The sequence below is a fragment of the Lutibacter sp. genome, from assembly GCF_013139515.1.
Classification (GTDB): domain Bacteria; phylum Bacteroidota; class Bacteroidia; order Flavobacteriales; family Flavobacteriaceae; genus Lutibacter.
The window spans coordinates 1-16,948 of the sequence record NZ_WTAR01000064.1 but is presented as its reverse complement, the minus strand read 5'-3'; the positions used below and the strand labels follow the sequence as shown (position 1 = coordinate 16,948).

Genomic DNA, 16,948 nt, shown 5'->3' with positions numbered 1-16,948 from the left:
AGACCCGATAAACGTTTTAAATTATTTTTAAAAGGCTTGAAATTTGCAAAAGTTGGTTTTAAAAATTGATTTTCAATTTTAATCATTTTTTATGACGGTCTCTTAATTGAGTTTAAAGAGATGTCATTAATCCCTTATATAATCAAGTAAAATGCAGCCATAAAAAAACCATCAAAAGCTAACTTTTGATGGTTTTTTAAATTAAGTTTAATCTAATTAAGATTAATATATATCTAAATTAAGATGTCTGTTTTGTATATATAACGTCCATTACTTCTCCAAAGGCACTTTCCCAATGTACAGAAATAGTTCCATCAGCATTTATAATACCATCAAAACCAATCCAGTCATCACAACAATTCCAAAAAGGAGATGTAAAAGCACCACTTATTTCATTACATGGAATTTCAAATGTAAATGGCACAGCTGGACTTCCAAAGCTACCATAATAATTTGGGTCAGGATAAATACCTCCAGTTGTATCGTCAAAAGTAAATGTTCCATCACCATTATCAGTAATAGTTACAACACCTTCATAATCAACTACACTACCTCCAAAATTACCACTTAAATCACCATTTGTTACTGTATCATAAGTCCCTGCTATAGAGCCATTGTCATTTGTTGTTATACTCTGTAATGTAGTAGTTTCAGATAGGAAAGCATCTGAAGTAAAATGCACTACATATATATCATATGTTGTATTATCACAAAGTCCATCATTTACAGTAATAGTAGCAGGGCTTCCAGTTACATCAAATGAACCACTAGCAATTAATCCACTAGCATCCCCATCAAATACATCATTGTTGCTTGGAGCATCACTTCCACCTTCTACAGCTACATAATATCCCTCTCCAGTTCCAGCTATATTTGCTGTAAATTGAAATGAGCTATTAGTAATGATACCTGACCCTAATGTTATCCCTGCAGGATATTCGTAGGTTGCAGTAGCGTCTTTATAATTTGTCTCCCCTTCTGGAGATTCACAGGAAAGTACTATTGTAAAAGCTAATAGTAAAAAGCCTATTTTATATATTGTATTTTTCATTAATATAAGTTTTTAATTATTAAAATTCAATAGTTTCAGTATATTCACGTAATACACCTCCATTTTGTATAAGTGTGTAATTAACTATCATTTTGTTAAGACAAGAAAAATATTGTCCTGAAGCACTAATATAATACGTTGGTTGAGGGTTTCCTAACCAAGTTGTATCAGCTAAGTATTGTTCTGAAATTGTAAATACTCCAGTAATAGGATCCATATCAACAATAACAGGTGCACTAGCTACCACAACTTCATTCCAATAAGTGCTGGCCAACCAACCATAAGCTAGTCCATCCATTAATAGATCAGTACCATCAAAAGAAGTTACTATTTGAGTTGGGTTTGGACCTTGACTACCAGTTGCATTGTCAGTACCAATCCAAGATATACCATCTAAACCTGCAAATGTAAATGCACAATCATCATCTGTTAATGTTACCGTTACAGACTTGTTAAAAGAATCTGGTCCTGGTAAACCAATTGAAACAGAAGAGTTAGTTAACGTAAATGTTAATACTTTATCTCCGTCTTCTTCAGAATTATCAATAGGTATAATTACAATTTTAGCATTTAACTGGCCAGCAGCAAATGTTAATTGAGATGAGTTACCTTCAATAGTATAGTGTACACCTTCAGTTGCTGTATCAGATGTAATAGTAAAATCTACAGTTACGTCTGTTGTTGCATTCTCTAGTGTATTTGCATAATTTACTACAATTTCAATAGGTGTTGTAGTACTCTCAAGAACTACTATATCATTAGCATTCTCCATTGCAATAAATGCATCTTCAGGAAAACTTAAAGAATCAAAAGTTGTGTCATTTTCATCACATGCACTAACAAAAAATGCTAGTACTGTAATGTAAATTAAAGATTTGAATATTTTTTTCATTTTATTTGTTTTAAAAGTTGTTGGCTTAATTACCATCCTGGGCTTTGTTCCATATTAGGATTTAAATTTAATTCCCCTATTGGAATAGGTACTTGAAAACGGAAATCACCAGCATTTAATGTTTGAAATACTGCAGGAACTCCTGTACCGTCAGCTAAATCACCAAACTCAGAACGTTCAATAGACATTCCTTTTCTCTTCAAGTCACTAAATCTAGATCCTTCAAAAGCTAATTCTAAACGTCTTTCTAAAGCAATTGCAGCTTTAAGAGCACTTCCAACTTCTCCACCTGAAGAAAATTCGAAATATCTTTCAGCTCTTACAGCATCTAAAGCATCTCTTGCAGGTCCATCTTGACCTAGTTCAGCTAAAGCTTCTGCTTTTGTAAGTAATACCTCTGATGCTCTAATAATTTTTGCATCAACAACACCAAGAGATGTAGTACTAATACTTGAGTACCATTTCATTACATGATTGTACATTAGACCATCAAAAAGGCTTGTTTCAAAATAACCAGCTAATCTAATATCTGATGCATCATATTGTTGAAATAATGCATAATCAGGAACATATTCATCCTTTATTCCATTAGCAGTTTGGCTATATGGAACTCCTAAGGTAACTCTACTTACGTTATTGTTTTGTAATTTAAAGATTACACCTGAAGGAACTTCAGAATCATTCCAGATACCAACAAAAGAATCTCTATCTTCTACGTCAACAGCTACTTCATTTGCAGCATCAATAGCATCTTGCCAATTACCCATATGCAAGTAAACTCTCGCTAAAATTCCATTCACAGCATCTTTTCCCATTTGGAATGTACCATTATCATCATTTACTAAAGTAGTAGCTTCTGATAAATCAGCCACTAAATTCGTATAATATTCAGCAACTGTAATTCTTGATGGTAAATCATTAACATCAGCTATTGTTACATAAGGCATAGCTAATGAAGCAGCAGCGTCACTAGATTGTGTAGGTATTTTAGCAAAATACCTTGCAATATCAAAATGAGCCAAAGCTCTTAAAGCCAATGCTTCTCCTTTAATATTGTTTTTAAAATCACCTTCATCTAATAGATCTATATTAGCAAGAATAAAATTAGCATCTTGTATAACTGTATATGCACTAGCCATATATGCCGCAAAACCTGTATTTGGGTCATATGCCCAATCATGTCTAAATTGCTGACTTAATCTTCCTTTTTGACTAATTATTAAGTTATCTGTCATTACATCAAATCCTTGAAGTGCACCTCCGTAATAACTACCAGATAGCATTGCTCTATACGCCCCTCTCACGGCGTTTGTAAAATCTCCTTCATTTTTGAAAGCCTCATCTGCGGCTATACTCGATGTAGGAAATGTTTCTAGCTGATTTTCACATGATGTGAAAGTCGCTAATAATATTAGTATTATAAAATATTTTTTCATTTTTCTACTTTTTTAAAATTGAATATCAACACCAAATACGTACGATGTTAACGTTGGGTAACTGTTTAAACTAAATTCACCTGGAATTATACCTCTTGTACCAGTTGTTTCTCCAGAAGGGATTCCAACTTCAGGATCTCCTTTATACCAAGGTGTGTATGTCCATAAATTTGTACCTGTTACATAAAATTTAACTTGAGATAAAGGTGTTTTCTCAATAAATTTTGAAGGAACTATATATCCTACTTGAAGGTTTCTTAATCTAATATAATCACCTTTTTGTAAAAAACGTGTACTTGCACCATTTGCTTCATTTCTAAATGGATTATTAGATGTTGGATCTGGTAAAACATTTACGTCACCAGGTTGTTGCCAATAGTTAAAAGCATCAACTCTTTGATTGCTATTAGCACCAGTACCATCTGAAAGTAATTGTTGTTCAACTACGTTCATGATATAATTACCTCCTTTGTAATATAAGTCAGCATTTAAAAAGATACCTTTATAAGTAAGACTTGTATTTATACCACCATCAAATTTAGCGAATGGAGATTTACCACTTAAAAATACTTCATTACCATTATTACTTGTTGTAATATTGTCATCTGTATCTAAAAATAATGCTTGTCCGTTTGCAGGGTTCACACCAGCATATCTTGGTAAAAAGAATGTGTGAACTTCTTCACCAACTCTAAGACCTGTATAGAAGTTTGATGTTGTAAATAAGTCATTATCGTCAGCAAGTTTTTTAACTTCATTGTCATACAAACTTAAGCTTGCACCAACATTCCATGTAAAGTCTGCATTTTTAATAACATCACCTCTTAGTTCAAATTCAAATCCTGAATTTTCAATTTCACCTATGTTTTTAGTTATTGCACCACCACCTTGAGTAAGTGTAATAGGTACATCTAGTAATAATTCTGAAGTTGTTCTTTTGTAATATTCAAAAACACCTGTTACTCTGTTGTTGAATAAAGCGAATTCAAGTCCTGCACCTATCGTAAAATTTTCTTCCCAACCTAAGTTTGGATCTCCAAATTGAACAGGAACTGAAGTATTTTGACCATTATAAGCACCAAATCCATATAATGTTTGAGATGGGTTTAAACCAATTTGATCATTACCTGATGTACCTGCAGATATTCTTACTTTTAACATATTAACTGTATTGCTTAATTCACTAAAAAAGCTTTCGTTGTGAATATTCCAACCGGCACTTGCACCCCAAAATGTACCGTATTTAGTATTTGAACCAAATCTAGATGAACCATCTCGTCTAATTGTTGCATTTAAAATATAAGTATCATTATATACATAATCAACACTAGTAGCAATAGAGAATAATCTATTTGTAGAATTATTTCCTCCAACTGCTCTAGGATTAGAACCAGCATCTATAGTAGTAGGACCATTAATAACAAAACCATCAGCATCAGAAGTAATTGATTCAAAATTATTTTGTTGGTATTCACTTAATACTGTTACATTTAAATCATGTTTTTCATTAAATGTTTTAGTATAAGTTATTTTGTTTAAGAAATCGGAAGTTAAAGAAGACGAAGTAAATACTGAAGATCTTCCTGTTGGTGTTCCATTAAAAATCATATCCAATGCAGAACCGGCATGTAATACGCCTCGGTTTGTTGTTTGAATATAACTACCACTTAATACAAAGTTATAGTGTAGGCCTTCCATTAATCTTACGTCAGTTCCAAAAGAACCTATCCATCTGTTATCCGTATCATTATCTTCGTTAGCACGTACTTGGGCTAGTGAACTTAAACCTTGATGCGTTGGATTGTAAGTTGGTAATCCTCTTCGGTTAGGAATAAAATCTCCGTTTGCATCTAAAAGATAAACAGGCTCATATGGATTAAAGGTAAAACGACCAACAACTGGACTTTGGATGTTGTTACGGTCTCTTGAATCTTGATCTTGTGTAGTTGAAAAAGAAAGTTTCGTTGAAAATTTTAACCATTCACGAGCTTGGTAGTCAACATTTAATCTTGCTGAAGTTCTTTCAAAAGCTTTTTCAATTAACTCAACAATACCTGTATCTCTATCATTAGCTATAGACATGAAGTAACTTAAGTTTTCTTCACCACCTCTTACAGAAAAGTTAAGAGACGTTATTTCACTCTTTTTTAATAAATCATCTGTCCAATCATGGTCATTCGCTAATAATTCATTCCATTCTGCTTGAGAAGTGATCCCTGCTCCAACACCAACTCCAATAGCTCTTTCATATTCTAACTTTTCTTGGGCGTTCATTACCCTAAAGTTTCTTTTAATCTCATCAGCTTCCCCATATTTTGAAGAGAATTTAAATACTGCTTTAGAATTTTTCTTACCAATTTTAGATGTAATTAAAACCACACCATTTGCACCACGAGCACCATAAATAGCCGTACTTGCAGCATCTTTTAATACACTCATTGAAGCAATGTCAGCGGGATTAATACCAATAACATCTTCTTCATCTACTTGAACACCATCTAATAAGTATAAAGGCTCATTACCAGCATTAATAGAACTAATACCTCTAATTCTTACAAATGCAGCATTACCAGGTTTTCCATTTTGAGCAACAACTTGTACACCTGTAGCAGCACCCTGAAGTGCATTGTCAATACTAACGGCATTGTTTTGTCTATCTAATTGTTCAGAGCTTACGGTAGAAATTGAGGAAGATAAAACGCCTCTTTTCTTAGCACCATAACCAGTAATTACAATTTCTTCTAATGCTTCTGCATTTTCTTGCATAATAGCATCAATTGTATTGGAACTACCAACTGTTTTTTCAACAGTTTGCATACCTAAAAAGGTGAATTTTAGTATGTCACCAATATTGGTTTTGAGAGAGTAATTCCCATCAAAATCTGTTTGTGTACCAGCATTTGCGCCTTTAATTAAAACGGTTACTCCTGGAAGAGGGCCGCTTGAATCGGAAACTGTACCGGTAACTGTTTTTTCTTGTGCAAACGAAAATTGCACTACTAACGCTAATAAAAGCGTTAGAAAACCATTAAACTTTGTTTTCATTGTATAATTATTTGAATTAATTACGCCAAAAATCTTAATTATTTGTTAATAATGCAACTTTAAGATGTTAAAAAAAATGATTTTATACAATTTTTTTGAAATTTTGATGCGGAAAATTTAATTTTAAAGTGTAAGATTCCATTTTTTTTAACAATTTATAGGTTTCATGGTTTTTTTGTAACTTGCTAAAAAATATTATATAGAATGAAAAAAGTTGTTTATTTAAGTTTATTAATGGGGTGTTCTAGTTTAATGGCGCAAAATGGAGATAACCTGCATAGGGAAGATAAAGGGTCTGTTATTATTACTAAAAATTTAGAAATCAAGGGAAACGATTTTATTTATGATGAATGGAATAGAGGCATGCTAGTTTTAAACGATAGTATTTTCTCTAAACAAGATTTTTTAAAATTTGATGTTTTTAAAAATCGTGTATTCATTAAAAAGAATCAAGAAGAGATTGAAATTCAAGATCGCTCACTTTCTGGCTTCTCTATTATTGAAAAAGAAAGAAATTTAAAACATGATTTTGTTAAATTAAATTTAAGTCATTTTAAGAGTGGAATTGAAGATGGTTTCTACGAAATAGTCTTTAATATTCAGAATACGAATTATTTTATTAAAAAGAACACAAAAATATTGTTTGATCCAAACAGAAGCAAAGGGAGTCAAACTATTAATAATTTTCCACTTGAGTACCAAGATAAAACATTTTATTTTATTAAAAATTCTGAAGGCTTATATGTTAAAGTTAGGTTGAAGAAGAAGGATGTTAAATTAGTATTAGTTAATCATAGTAAGCTAATTGATGGTTATATGAAATCTAAAAAATTAAAATATAATAAAGAAAGTGATGTTGTTAAGTTAGTGAACTATTATTATTCTTTATAAGCTTCACTTCTTAGGTTCTAGTTTTTTGTTACCGTATAGGTTTCAAATATTTGAATCATTCGTTTAAAAAAAGCCTTACTGTTGTTTAACAGTAAGGCTTTTTTTGTGAATAAGACTATTTGTGTTTTGCGAATTAAGAGGGTAGATTAGCTTTGGTTTGTAGATTTAACTGAATTCTTAGCATACTGTTATAGCATATAATAAAAAGTTAAATAGTTAGTCACTATAAATAAAAAAACCACCTGTTAAATCAGGTGGTTTTAAATTTATTTTGACTAAATTTTATAATTAGTCTTCAAGAATAACTCTTTCTTGGAATGCAGGACCCCAAGCTGTACCGTCAAACCCCCAATCATACCCTGGTTGCTCATAACGATAGTTAAATACTAAATAGCCAGTACAGTCATCAATATAACCACTTCCTGAAATATAGTAAGGAGGTTCAGCTTCACCTTCATAAGTAGTTTCTAAGTACAATTGCTCTTCAACAACAAAATTACCAGTACTCCAATCAACATCAACTATGAAAGGGTGGCTTGTAATTATTGGTTCTCCCCATGCATCTTCCATCCATTCAAATCCAACACCATCCATCATAAATGTGTCCTCATCTAACCAAGTTTCTACTTGCGTATCATAATCCCAAGAATCTGCTCCATACCAATAATCTCCTTCGTAATTTTCTAAATCTACAGGTCTTTTAAATTCACCTACAGGCGTTACAGTATATACTTCGCCAACTTTTACAATTTGAGCCATTACAAAAGATACAGACTCACAATTACTCATTGAGTTTAATGCAGCTCCATAATTAAAAGTCATATCTGTAATTACACCAGCTTGGTAAAAAGATACACTTAAATCTAAGTCTCTATCAAGATCGTCATTTACATCGTAGAAATCTGCTACAACGTAGTATGTCCCGTCAGGTGTGTCACTATTAACTACTAATGTTTCAAAACCGCTACCATCTGCATCATCCCAAACTTGAGAATTATCAGCACTTTCAGTTAATAGTAATCTTAAATCTGCAAAATCAGTAGGGTCAACTTCAACACCTGATTGATCAGTTGTTGTTTGCGTTATAGCCCAACTTAAATCTATTGCAACATCACTAGCTGTATAGTTTAAGATGGTGAATTCCATAGTAGCAGTAGCTGTAGAAGCATTTGCTGTTTGGTTATCTCCAACTTGTATAGTTACAGTTTCAGTTTCTTCAATAAGTTCGTCAGCAAGAACTTTAATTTCTCCTGTTGCTGAAAGTGCTCCAGCAGGTATTACGATAGTTCCGTCAACAGTGTAATCACTACCTGGAGTAGCATCACCACCAATTTGAGATATAAACAATTTAACATCTACTAACTGAGTTGCACTCAAAGTAGCTGTAAATGTATATACTTGGTCGTTTTCTATAAAGGTTGCACTACTCACCTCAGTCGCAACAGATAAAGTTGGAGACGTAGGGTTTAATGTAGCAAACCCAGTATTTTCTTCCTGATCACAACTTACCATAAATAGACCTATGGTTAACGCAGCCACAAACGAAAAAATACTTTTATAATTTTTTGTTGTCATTTTTTTCATTTTTAATTAATTAATCTACTTGTTTTTGCATTTTTTCGTAGAACTCTCTAGTAGCTCCAACACCTCTAAAGTAACCTACACTAAACTCAAGAATATCTTCTCCAGTTTCGTCATTACGTGTAGCTTGATTGACAGGTGTTATAGATTCAAATGTATAATCTCCACCTGGAGTAATCATAATTGGAGAACCATTTAATAATACAGCAGTATCTGTTAAATCTTCAGGTAATACTTGAATAGCACCAGTTTCATTATCAACAGTAAAGTAATAGGTATTATCTGACCAGAAAGCCAAACCATTATGTTTGTAAATACTAGCATCAATAGATTCAATAACAAAGCTACTACCATTCCAATCACCGTTAAAACCTCCTGAATTCCAATAAGCACTTTCTAACACAGTATAAGTACCTGCAAATCTCGTAGAAATTGTAGCTTTAGTACTTGCAAAGTTTAAATGTTCTCCTTCGCTTGTTGTTACATAGTAATCCATTTTCCAAAAATCACCAATTTGATAATCTCCATCAGAATCTGATAATGGGTTGCTATCAGCACCAATTAAACCGTCAATTAATTCATTAAAAGTAAAACTGTAATTCACAAAACTATTTTGATCACCTGTTACAGGTAAAGTTTTAAAAGTCTCAACCGTGTTAGAAGAAAAAGTACCACTATGGAAAGTTTTACTTACTCTAATACTTGTTGTTTTTATAGCTCCTTGGTAGACACGAATACTAGCTGAATATGGGCCAGGATTTCCTACTACGTAGTTTACCGAAGTGTTCTTAACATCTAACAGACCACCTTCTGCAAAGTTTCCGTCAGGATTATCAACATTTAAGTCATCATCATTACAAGCAATAAATGTAACTAATGATAAAAATAAGATGCTTACTATTTTTATTGTTTTCATATTTAATATTATTTTTAAAATTAATCCATCCACCAAACTGGTGTTGTTAAATTATCTACACCTTGAGCAGAAACTGCATCGTTATAATTAGCAGTATTTAAAGAAGCTTCCAATGTTGGATAATTATATCTAGAAGGAATTTGATTTAAATCACCTTCTAAAGCTGGCTCTAATTCAGGGTATCCAGTTCTTCTATACTCATTCCAAGATTCTACACCTTGTGTAAATAAAGAAATCCAATTTTGTGTAGCAATTTGCTCTAATGCAATTGCTTGGCTTCCAGTGTTTAATGATTTTTCAGACATAAAATCTGCAATATCTAAAGCGTCAACTTCGTTATATTCTAAAGAAGCAGTAATTGCTTCTAAGTATAAAGCATTTGCATCACCAGAGATATATTCTTTTGTTACAGCCTCAGCCATTAAGAATTTTAATTCTGGGTTAGACATAAAGAAACCTGGTAATTCAGGACGTAAATAGAAATCACCTAAAGCAGATACGTTCGTGTAATTCCAATCGTCACTAGGTACATCAGCTAAACCAGAAGGTTTACCTCTATACTCATCATCTTCATTTAAGCCAGCATAAACAGGTAATCTTGGGTCATTATCAGCATCTAATCTTGTAACCATTGCTTCATTAATTTTCCACTCACCTCTAGTTCCAAAAACTATTGTTTCATACAATGGGTTTGCACTAGGATCAGCTCCTAAATATATTAATTTTGCTTCATCAGCATTGCTGCTAAATAAGTTGCCAGCGTTCACCAATGCTTGTAAGTCTGCACCTACACTCATTTTAGCTGAAGCTCTCATTAACATTCTAAATTTTAATGAACTCGCAAATTTCTTCCATAAGCCAGAATCTCCACCATATAAAATGTCATTTGTTCCGTCTATTGTTCCTCCAGTACCTAATAAAGCAATTGCTTCATCTAGCATAGCTAAAGTACCAGTATACACTTCTTCTTGACTATCATATTTAGGAGCAATAATACCTTCAGAACCTGCTTTGATTGCTTCGCTAAAAGGAATTGCACCATAAACATCAGTTAAATATGCATATCCATAAGCTTGCAATGTTAAAGCAACACCCATCATATTGTTATTGTTTTCAGATACAGCAATAGTATACATTGCATCAGCATCAGCAATTACAACTGAGTAATAAGTATTCCAAACTCTTGAAATAATTGATTGTCTTGGAATATATCTTGCCTCATCATTATATTGCACTTTTGCAAATTGTTGAGACCAACAAGCTCCCATATCTCCACCAGTAAAAGTACTGTAAGATTCATTTTGAGCTGCTCTAACAATACCAGGTATTAACAGATCAGAAGGAACTGCTACTGGGTTGTTAGGATCTTGATTTATCTCTTCAAAATCACTGTCACAACCAACTGAAACCAGTAGGCTGAAGAAGAGAATTGTTATAATTTTAAATCGTTTCATATTTTAATATTTTATAATGTTAGGTTATAGCTTTAATTGAATATTAAAACCAAGACTTCTAGCCGACGGTAACTGTCCAAATTCCTGACCTTGTTCTGAGTTATCATCGCTAAATGAAGATTCAGGATCAATATGTGGAGCATTTTTATGTAATATTGCTAGGTTACGACCAACTAAAGAAAAACTGATATTTGTAAATAATGTTTTATCAATTAATTTTTTTGGTAATTTGTACGTTAACATTACTTGTCTTAATTTTACATAAGAAGCATCAAATACAGAACTTTCAACAATACTATTTGAATAAGCTCTTTTGTTATAGCTTTCTGAAGATACAACAACTGTATTTGGTACATATGCACCATCAACTAACATAACACCATCACCAACAATACCAGTTTCTCTACCAACTATAGTTTCAGCTAAAACACCTGCATATCTACCCCAAGTATTTGTCATTGTGTAAATATCTCCTCCAATTTTTGCATCAATTAAGGCGTTTAAACTTAAGTTTTTGTAACTAAAAGTAAAGTTAGCTCCACCAGTCCAATCAGGTGTAATATTACCAAGTACTTTTGTTCCTGTAGCAATTACTGGCAATCCATTTTCATAAATTACATCACCTGCTGGGCTTCTTTCAAAGTAAGTACCAACAATTGAACCATAAGGTAGTCCTTCTCTAGCTTCTAAAGTCATAGACCATTGTCCACCTAACACTAAAGATTCTAAACCTCCTAAAGAAACAACTTCATTTGTGTTTTTTGCAAAGTTAAGATCTAAATCGAATTTAAAATCTCCTTTTTCAACAACAGTTGCACCTAATTGTAATTCAATACCTTTATTATTCATTTCACCAACATTAGATACCGCATTAGTATAACCTGAAGCAGCAGTTACTTGAACTGGTACAACTAAGTTTTCACTAGTTTGGTCGTAGTATGTTGCATTGAAGCGAATTTTGCTATTTAACAATCTAACGTCTAAACCAAATTCAGTACCTGTTGTAGATTCAGATTTAATTGTAGGATTGTTTAATGTTCCTGGTAAGAAAGCAACTGAGTTACCTCCCCAAGTTTGAGTAGATAAAGAAAAAGTTGGTTCTAATTGGTATGGGTTTAAAGCTCCAATACCTCCAACTTCAGACCATCCACCTCTTACTTTTAAGAAAGATAAAATATCTGAATCTACTTCTATCATATCAGTAATTACTGCAGAAGCTGTAACTGAAGGGTAGAAGAAGTTATTATCATCAATTGGTAATAAACTAGACCAGTCATTTCTTCCTGAGAATTCTAAGAATAAGTAGTTTTTATAAGAGAACTTACCAAAACCAAATAAACTATTAATTTTTTGCTCAGAATATTGATTGTTAACTACCCAGCTGCTTCCAGCTGCTAAGTTACTTACATTGTATAAGCCTGGCAATTGAAGTTGTGGTGCAGCAGTAAATGCTAATTCTGATTTACGGTACATTGAGTTTCCACCTAAGCTCATTTCAAAAGCTAAATCTTCCGTAATTTTAGTATTATAAGACACAATTACTTCTGAATTTGTTTCTGTATAGCTACGGTTAGTTTCAGAATAATATCCATTAGGAGCACTGTTACTTCCAAATGCTTGTCTGTAATTTTGTCTTGTATTCCAAAAGTTAGTTCCTACTTTACCACTTACATTAAATTGATCATTAATTTCGTAGTTCATAGCTATGTTACCAACAACTCTATCTCTGTTGTATGCTCTTGTATTTGTATCCAATACCCAGTAAGGGTTGTTTTGGAAAACTGTATTCCAGTTTAAAGGCGTACCAGCTGCTGCAGTTCCTGCAGGAGATAATGGTAAGTTTTGCCAATCTTTTAACGCAGTAAAATCAACGTTTCTACCAGACCAAATCATTTGTTGAACTGGATTTTCATTGTTATAACCCTGTGTTACAAAGTTATCACTTTTAGAACGAGTATAGTTAACATCAAATGAAGTTGTTAATTTATCAGACATTGTATATGTAGATGAAGCACCTACTGAAAAACGTCTAAGATCTGTATTAGGTACCATACCTGTTTGGTCCATTGAACCAACTGATAATCTGTACCCAACATTTTCTGCTCCTCCTGTAAATGAAATACTGTTATTTAAAGTAACACCTGTTTCAAAGAAGTTTTTAATATTGTCTGGTTTAGAAACCCATGGTAATGGAGCTCCGCCAACAGTGTATGAGTTCCATTGAACAAATTCTAGACCAGCATCTAAAGGAGGTCCCCAACTTTCATCAACACCACCGTCACCAGTTGTACCGTCAACCCAATGGAAAAAGTCTTGGTTACCACCTTGACCATAAGAGTTTTGGTAGTTAGCCAACATTAAAGGATCTTCAATAGACATTGTGCTGTTGTATGAGATACCTAAACCTTGTCCTTTTCTACCTGTTTTTGTTTTAATTTGAATAACTCCATTTGCAGCTCTAACACCGTAAAGTGCAGCAGCAGCAGGTCCTTTAAGAACTGAAATAGATTCAATATCATCAGCGTTAATATCTGAAATACCATTTGGCATATCAGCACCACCACCTGAATCAGAACTACCGTAGTTACCGCTTTCTAAAGGCACACCATTTACCACATACAATGGTTGGTTATCACCAGTAATAGAAGAAGCACCCCTAAGTATAACTCTTGAAGAAGATCCAACTGCACCAGAACTATTTGTAATTTGTACCCCAGCAATTTTACCTGACAGAGAGTTTACAATGTTAGTTTCACGTGCTTGTGTCATTTCCTCACCGCCAACTTGTTGAACGGCAAACGTAGCTGATCTCTTCTCAACTTTACGTCCAAATCCTGTTACCACAACTTCTTCTAATGCTTCTGCGCTTTCTTTCATAGAAACATTAATACTGTTAGATGTGCCAACGGTTCTTTCAATTGCTTCCAATCCAATAAAACTGAATTGCAATACATCACCACTACTGGCTTTAATTGAATAGTTACCATCAAAATCTGTTTGAGTACCAACATTGGCACCTTTAATTAGAACTGTTACACCAGGTAATGGTCCGCTTGCATCGGATACATTCCCTGTAACAGTTTTTTCTTGTGCAAAAGATATTTGCACCATAAACGCTAGTATAAGCGTTAAAAAACCATTAAACTTTGTTTTCATTATATAATTATTTGAATTAATTGTGTCAAAAATCTTAATAATTTGTTAATATTCCTAACTTTTTGGTGTTGATTTCTTAAAATATGTTAAAATTCATTAGTGTTTGTTAATAAACCCATGATATATGTTAAAAAAAAATTAAAAATTTCTTAAAAAACGTATTAAAATGTTAATGACCTATTAATATAGATGTAGATTTTTTAAAATAGTTGCGTTAAAGTTGTAGATATGTAGGTTCTAGTTATTTTTAGTTTGTTAAAAAGGATATGTTATCTTAATGTGAACTTTTGAATTGTTAAAATTAAAGGTGTTTTCACTGCTTTTTCCAATAACGTAACTTAAATTTAAAATATTATTTTTTGACTGTAAAGAATATCCCAAACCAATACCATAAATGTTTGTTGTGGAATTTGTAACAGAATCTTTAAAAATAGCAATATCAGTTATTGAATATATATAAGTTGTTGGGTTTATTACATAATGATATTCAAAATTTGTGACGGAGTAACTAGGGGTAAATACACTTTGCTCATCAAAACCTCTAATTGAATTTGCTCCTCCAATTCTAAACAGTTCGTTTTGTAAAATAGTTGGGGAGTTTAAATTTTCATAAGTGCTTTTTAATAAAAGAAAGTGCTTATGGTTTAATTCAAAAAGGTAGTGTGCGGAAAGTTGAATTTTATCTTGGCTTGTTTTGTTGCCATTAGTAAGTTTACGATTTCCTGTTAAGTAGCTAGCATTCGCTAGAAATTTTGGGTGAAAATTTAAATGTTTACTATTTAAGGTTTTGTAAGTGTATGATAAGCCTATAAAGGTGTTTTTGAAATCTTGAATTTCAACTATGGAATTTGAAGTTAGTGAGTTTGAGTTTTCACCACTAACTAATGCTTCAATACTATTCCTGTTATTGAGACTGAAATTGATATTTAATTGCGATTTTGTATTTATATATGTAGAGTCTTGTTTGTAAATTGAAAACGCACCCGAAGAGCTTAAAGGTGTGCTATATATATAAGGTGTATTAAATTTTAAATTTAAGGTTTGGGTGTTTTCTCCACTGTTTTTCCATTTTAAGCTAAATGTTTCTCCTTTATCAAAAATATTATTTAATGTCAAGTCCACATATCCGTTAAATTGTAGTTTTTTACTGTTTTCTTTAGTTGAAAACCCAATAACACCATCAAACTTATTAGTTGATTTCTTTTTTAAATAGAGGTAAACAGTTGTGGTATCTTTGGTAAATAAAACTGCAGGTTCTTTAAGTTGTGTTATAAATGGAATTGATTTTATTGAATTGCTTAATTTGTGTAAGGTGTTTAAATTAAAGGTAGCTTCATTTGTTAAATTTAAGTATAGGTGTATATATTTTTTAGGAAATTTATCATAACCTTTAACCAGTACCTTATTTATCTTTCGTTTTTCAGAAATATCTAGGTGAAGTTGAGCTGCGAAGTTATTATTTTGCTGTTTTAGGTTTGTTAATGAAGCTTTTGTGAATGAGGCCCCTTTAGTTTCAAAATAATTCACTATAAAATTTAATGAAGTTTCAATTTTATTTGTTGAAACTTCAAAATAACTGTCAGTGTAATTAGAAGTTATATTACGTAGTAATTCTTCATCCACTAATTTTTGAGTGTAATAGATTCTAATTTTTTCAATTTTATTATTTAAAGTGTAAATACAGGTGAAGGTTGAATCTTTTAATGTTGCTATATATGAATTGTTAACATATCCATTATGTGCTAATTTATTTGAGATAATTAAAATTTCCTGTTCAACACTTTTTTTTGATGTATGGTGCTTTGTGTATGGTGTTGAACTTAGTATTTTGGAGCTGTTAAAATCTCTTGTATTGATGATTAATTCAAAGTTATTTTGAGCGTACATAGTAGAGGTAAAAACCACTAATAATAAGGAGCAAGATATTAGTTTAAAAAACGGATTCAAATTATAAATATATAGAGTGTGAATATACAAGTTAATTTTAATGAAAATGAATTAAAAATAAAATAACATCATATTTGATTAAGAGAAAAATATTTGTACATTTGCAAACTCTTTGAAAAGAGCTAATTAATTAAAAAGTAATAAATAACAAAATTTTAGTATGCCAACAATTTCGCAATTAGTACGAAAAGGAAGAACCAAAATAACTAAGAAGAGTAAATCGGCTGCTTTAAATTCATGTCCTCAACGAAGAGGAGTGTGTACACGTGTTTATACTACAACACCTAAAAAACCTAACTCTGCAATGCGTAAAGTAGCAAGGGTAAGGTTAACAAATGGTAATGAAGTAAATGCGTACATTCCAGGAGAAGGGCATAATTTACAAGAGCACTCGATAGTATTAGTTAGAGGTGGAAGGGTTAAAGATTTACCAGGGGTTAGATATCATATTGTTCGTGGAGCATTAGATACTGCAGGTGTTGATGGAAGAACACAACGTCGCTCTAAATATGGTACAAAAGCACCTAAAAAGTAATTTTAAAAACTTTAATGTAAAGACATGAGAAAAAGAGCAGCGAA

Annotated in this window: 11 protein-coding genes; 2 read left to right on the top strand and 9 right to left on the bottom strand. The window is 32.2% G+C overall.

Annotated elements, in window-relative coordinates; genetic code table 11:
* Window positions 1-238: 238 nt before the first annotated feature.
* Genes GQ540_RS06360 through GQ540_RS06345 form a run of 4 tightly spaced genes read right to left on the bottom strand, consistent with a single transcriptional unit; the run spans window position 239 to window position 6,424 of the window.
* Window positions 239-1,051, bottom strand: a complete 813-nt coding sequence (locus GQ540_RS06360; protein WP_291799006.1) for a hypothetical protein — start codon at window positions 1,049-1,051, stop codon at window positions 239-241.
* Between the two features lie 19 nt (window positions 1,052-1,070).
* Entirely contained in the window at window positions 1,071-1,943 is an 873-nt protein-coding gene (locus GQ540_RS06355) for a Calx-beta domain-containing protein (protein WP_291799003.1), read from the bottom strand.
* A 29-nt stretch (window positions 1,944-1,972) separates the two neighbouring features.
* Window positions 1,973-3,379: a RagB/SusD family nutrient uptake outer membrane protein gene (locus tag GQ540_RS06350; RefSeq protein ID WP_291799000.1), complete on the bottom strand. Its 1,407-nt coding sequence runs from the start codon at window positions 3,377-3,379 to the stop codon at window positions 1,973-1,975.
* Window positions 3,380-3,391: 12 nt separating this feature from the next.
* Window positions 3,392-6,424: a SusC/RagA family TonB-linked outer membrane protein gene (locus GQ540_RS06345; protein WP_291798996.1), complete on the bottom strand. Its 3,033-nt coding sequence runs from the start codon at window positions 6,422-6,424 to the stop codon at window positions 3,392-3,394.
* Between the two features lie 204 nt (window positions 6,425-6,628).
* On the opposite strand from GQ540_RS06345, the gene GQ540_RS06340 reads away from it, so the two are divergent.
* The gene (locus GQ540_RS06340; protein ID WP_291798993.1) at window positions 6,629-7,315 is read left to right on the top strand and encodes a hypothetical protein; all 687 of its coding nucleotides are present in this window, start codon (window positions 6,629-6,631) and stop codon (window positions 7,313-7,315) included.
* A gap of 288 nt (window positions 7,316-7,603) precedes the next feature.
* Here the strand turns inward: GQ540_RS06340 and GQ540_RS06335 are convergent, their stop codons facing one another.
* The 5 genes from GQ540_RS06335 to GQ540_RS06315 form a co-directional block, all read right to left on the bottom strand.
* Window positions 7,604-8,890, bottom strand: coding sequence for a hypothetical protein (locus tag GQ540_RS06335; protein WP_291798990.1), 1,287 nt, complete (start codon window positions 8,888-8,890; stop codon window positions 7,604-7,606).
* A 19-nt stretch (window positions 8,891-8,909) separates the two neighbouring features.
* On the bottom strand, window positions 8,910-9,812 hold the full coding sequence (locus GQ540_RS06330; protein ID WP_291798987.1) for a hypothetical protein: 903 nt from the start codon (window positions 9,810-9,812) through the stop codon (window positions 8,910-8,912).
* 20 nt (window positions 9,813-9,832) lie between these two features.
* Window positions 9,833-11,266, bottom strand: a complete 1,434-nt coding sequence (locus GQ540_RS06325) for a SusD/RagB family nutrient-binding outer membrane lipoprotein (RefSeq protein WP_291798983.1) — start codon at window positions 11,264-11,266, stop codon at window positions 9,833-9,835.
* Window positions 11,267-11,290: 24 nt separating this feature from the next.
* A complete protein-coding gene (locus GQ540_RS06320; protein WP_291798980.1) occupies window positions 11,291-14,422 on the bottom strand; it encodes a SusC/RagA family TonB-linked outer membrane protein in 3,132 nt (1,043 codons plus the stop codon).
* Window positions 14,423-14,677: 255 nt separating this feature from the next.
* Window positions 14,678-16,309, bottom strand: coding sequence for a hypothetical protein (locus tag GQ540_RS06315; protein WP_291798978.1), 1,632 nt, complete (start codon window positions 16,307-16,309; stop codon window positions 14,678-14,680).
* A 220-nt stretch (window positions 16,310-16,529) separates the two neighbouring features.
* Between GQ540_RS06315 and rpsL the strand changes: the two genes are divergently transcribed.
* A complete protein-coding gene (rpsL, locus tag GQ540_RS06310) occupies window positions 16,530-16,904 on the top strand; it encodes a 30S ribosomal protein S12 (RefSeq protein WP_068206887.1) in 375 nt (124 codons plus the stop codon).
* Window positions 16,905-16,948: the final 44 nt, after the last annotated feature.

Bases quoted from the DNA above. Each gene is read 5' to 3' on its own strand.
- GQ540_RS06360 (WP_291799006.1), bottom strand. From the start codon at position 1,051: ATGAAAAATACAATATATAAAATAGGCTTTTTACTATTAGCTTTTACA.
- GQ540_RS06355 (WP_291799003.1), bottom strand. From the start codon at position 1,943: ATGAAAAAAATATTCAAATCTTTAATTTACATTACAGTACTAGCATTT.
- GQ540_RS06350 (WP_291799000.1), bottom strand. From the start codon at position 3,379: ATGAAAAAATATTTTATAATACTAATATTATTAGCGACTTTCACATCA.
- GQ540_RS06345 (WP_291798996.1), bottom strand. From the start codon at position 6,424: ATGAAAACAAAGTTTAATGGTTTTCTAACGCTTTTATTAGCGTTAGTA.
- GQ540_RS06340 (WP_291798993.1), top strand. From the start codon at position 6,629: ATGAAAAAAGTTGTTTATTTAAGTTTATTAATGGGGTGTTCTAGTTTA.
- GQ540_RS06335 (WP_291798990.1), bottom strand. From the start codon at position 8,890: ATGACAACAAAAAATTATAAAAGTATTTTTTCGTTTGTGGCTGCGTTA.
- GQ540_RS06330 (WP_291798987.1), bottom strand. From the start codon at position 9,812: ATGAAAACAATAAAAATAGTAAGCATCTTATTTTTATCATTAGTTACA.
- GQ540_RS06325 (WP_291798983.1), bottom strand. From the start codon at position 11,266: ATGAAACGATTTAAAATTATAACAATTCTCTTCTTCAGCCTACTGGTT.
- GQ540_RS06320 (WP_291798980.1), bottom strand. From the start codon at position 14,422: ATGAAAACAAAGTTTAATGGTTTTTTAACGCTTATACTAGCGTTTATG.
- GQ540_RS06315 (WP_291798978.1), bottom strand. From the start codon at position 16,309: ATGTACGCTCAAAATAACTTTGAATTAATCATCAATACAAGAGATTTT.
- rpsL (WP_068206887.1), top strand. From the start codon at position 16,530: ATGCCAACAATTTCGCAATTAGTACGAAAAGGAAGAACCAAAATAACT.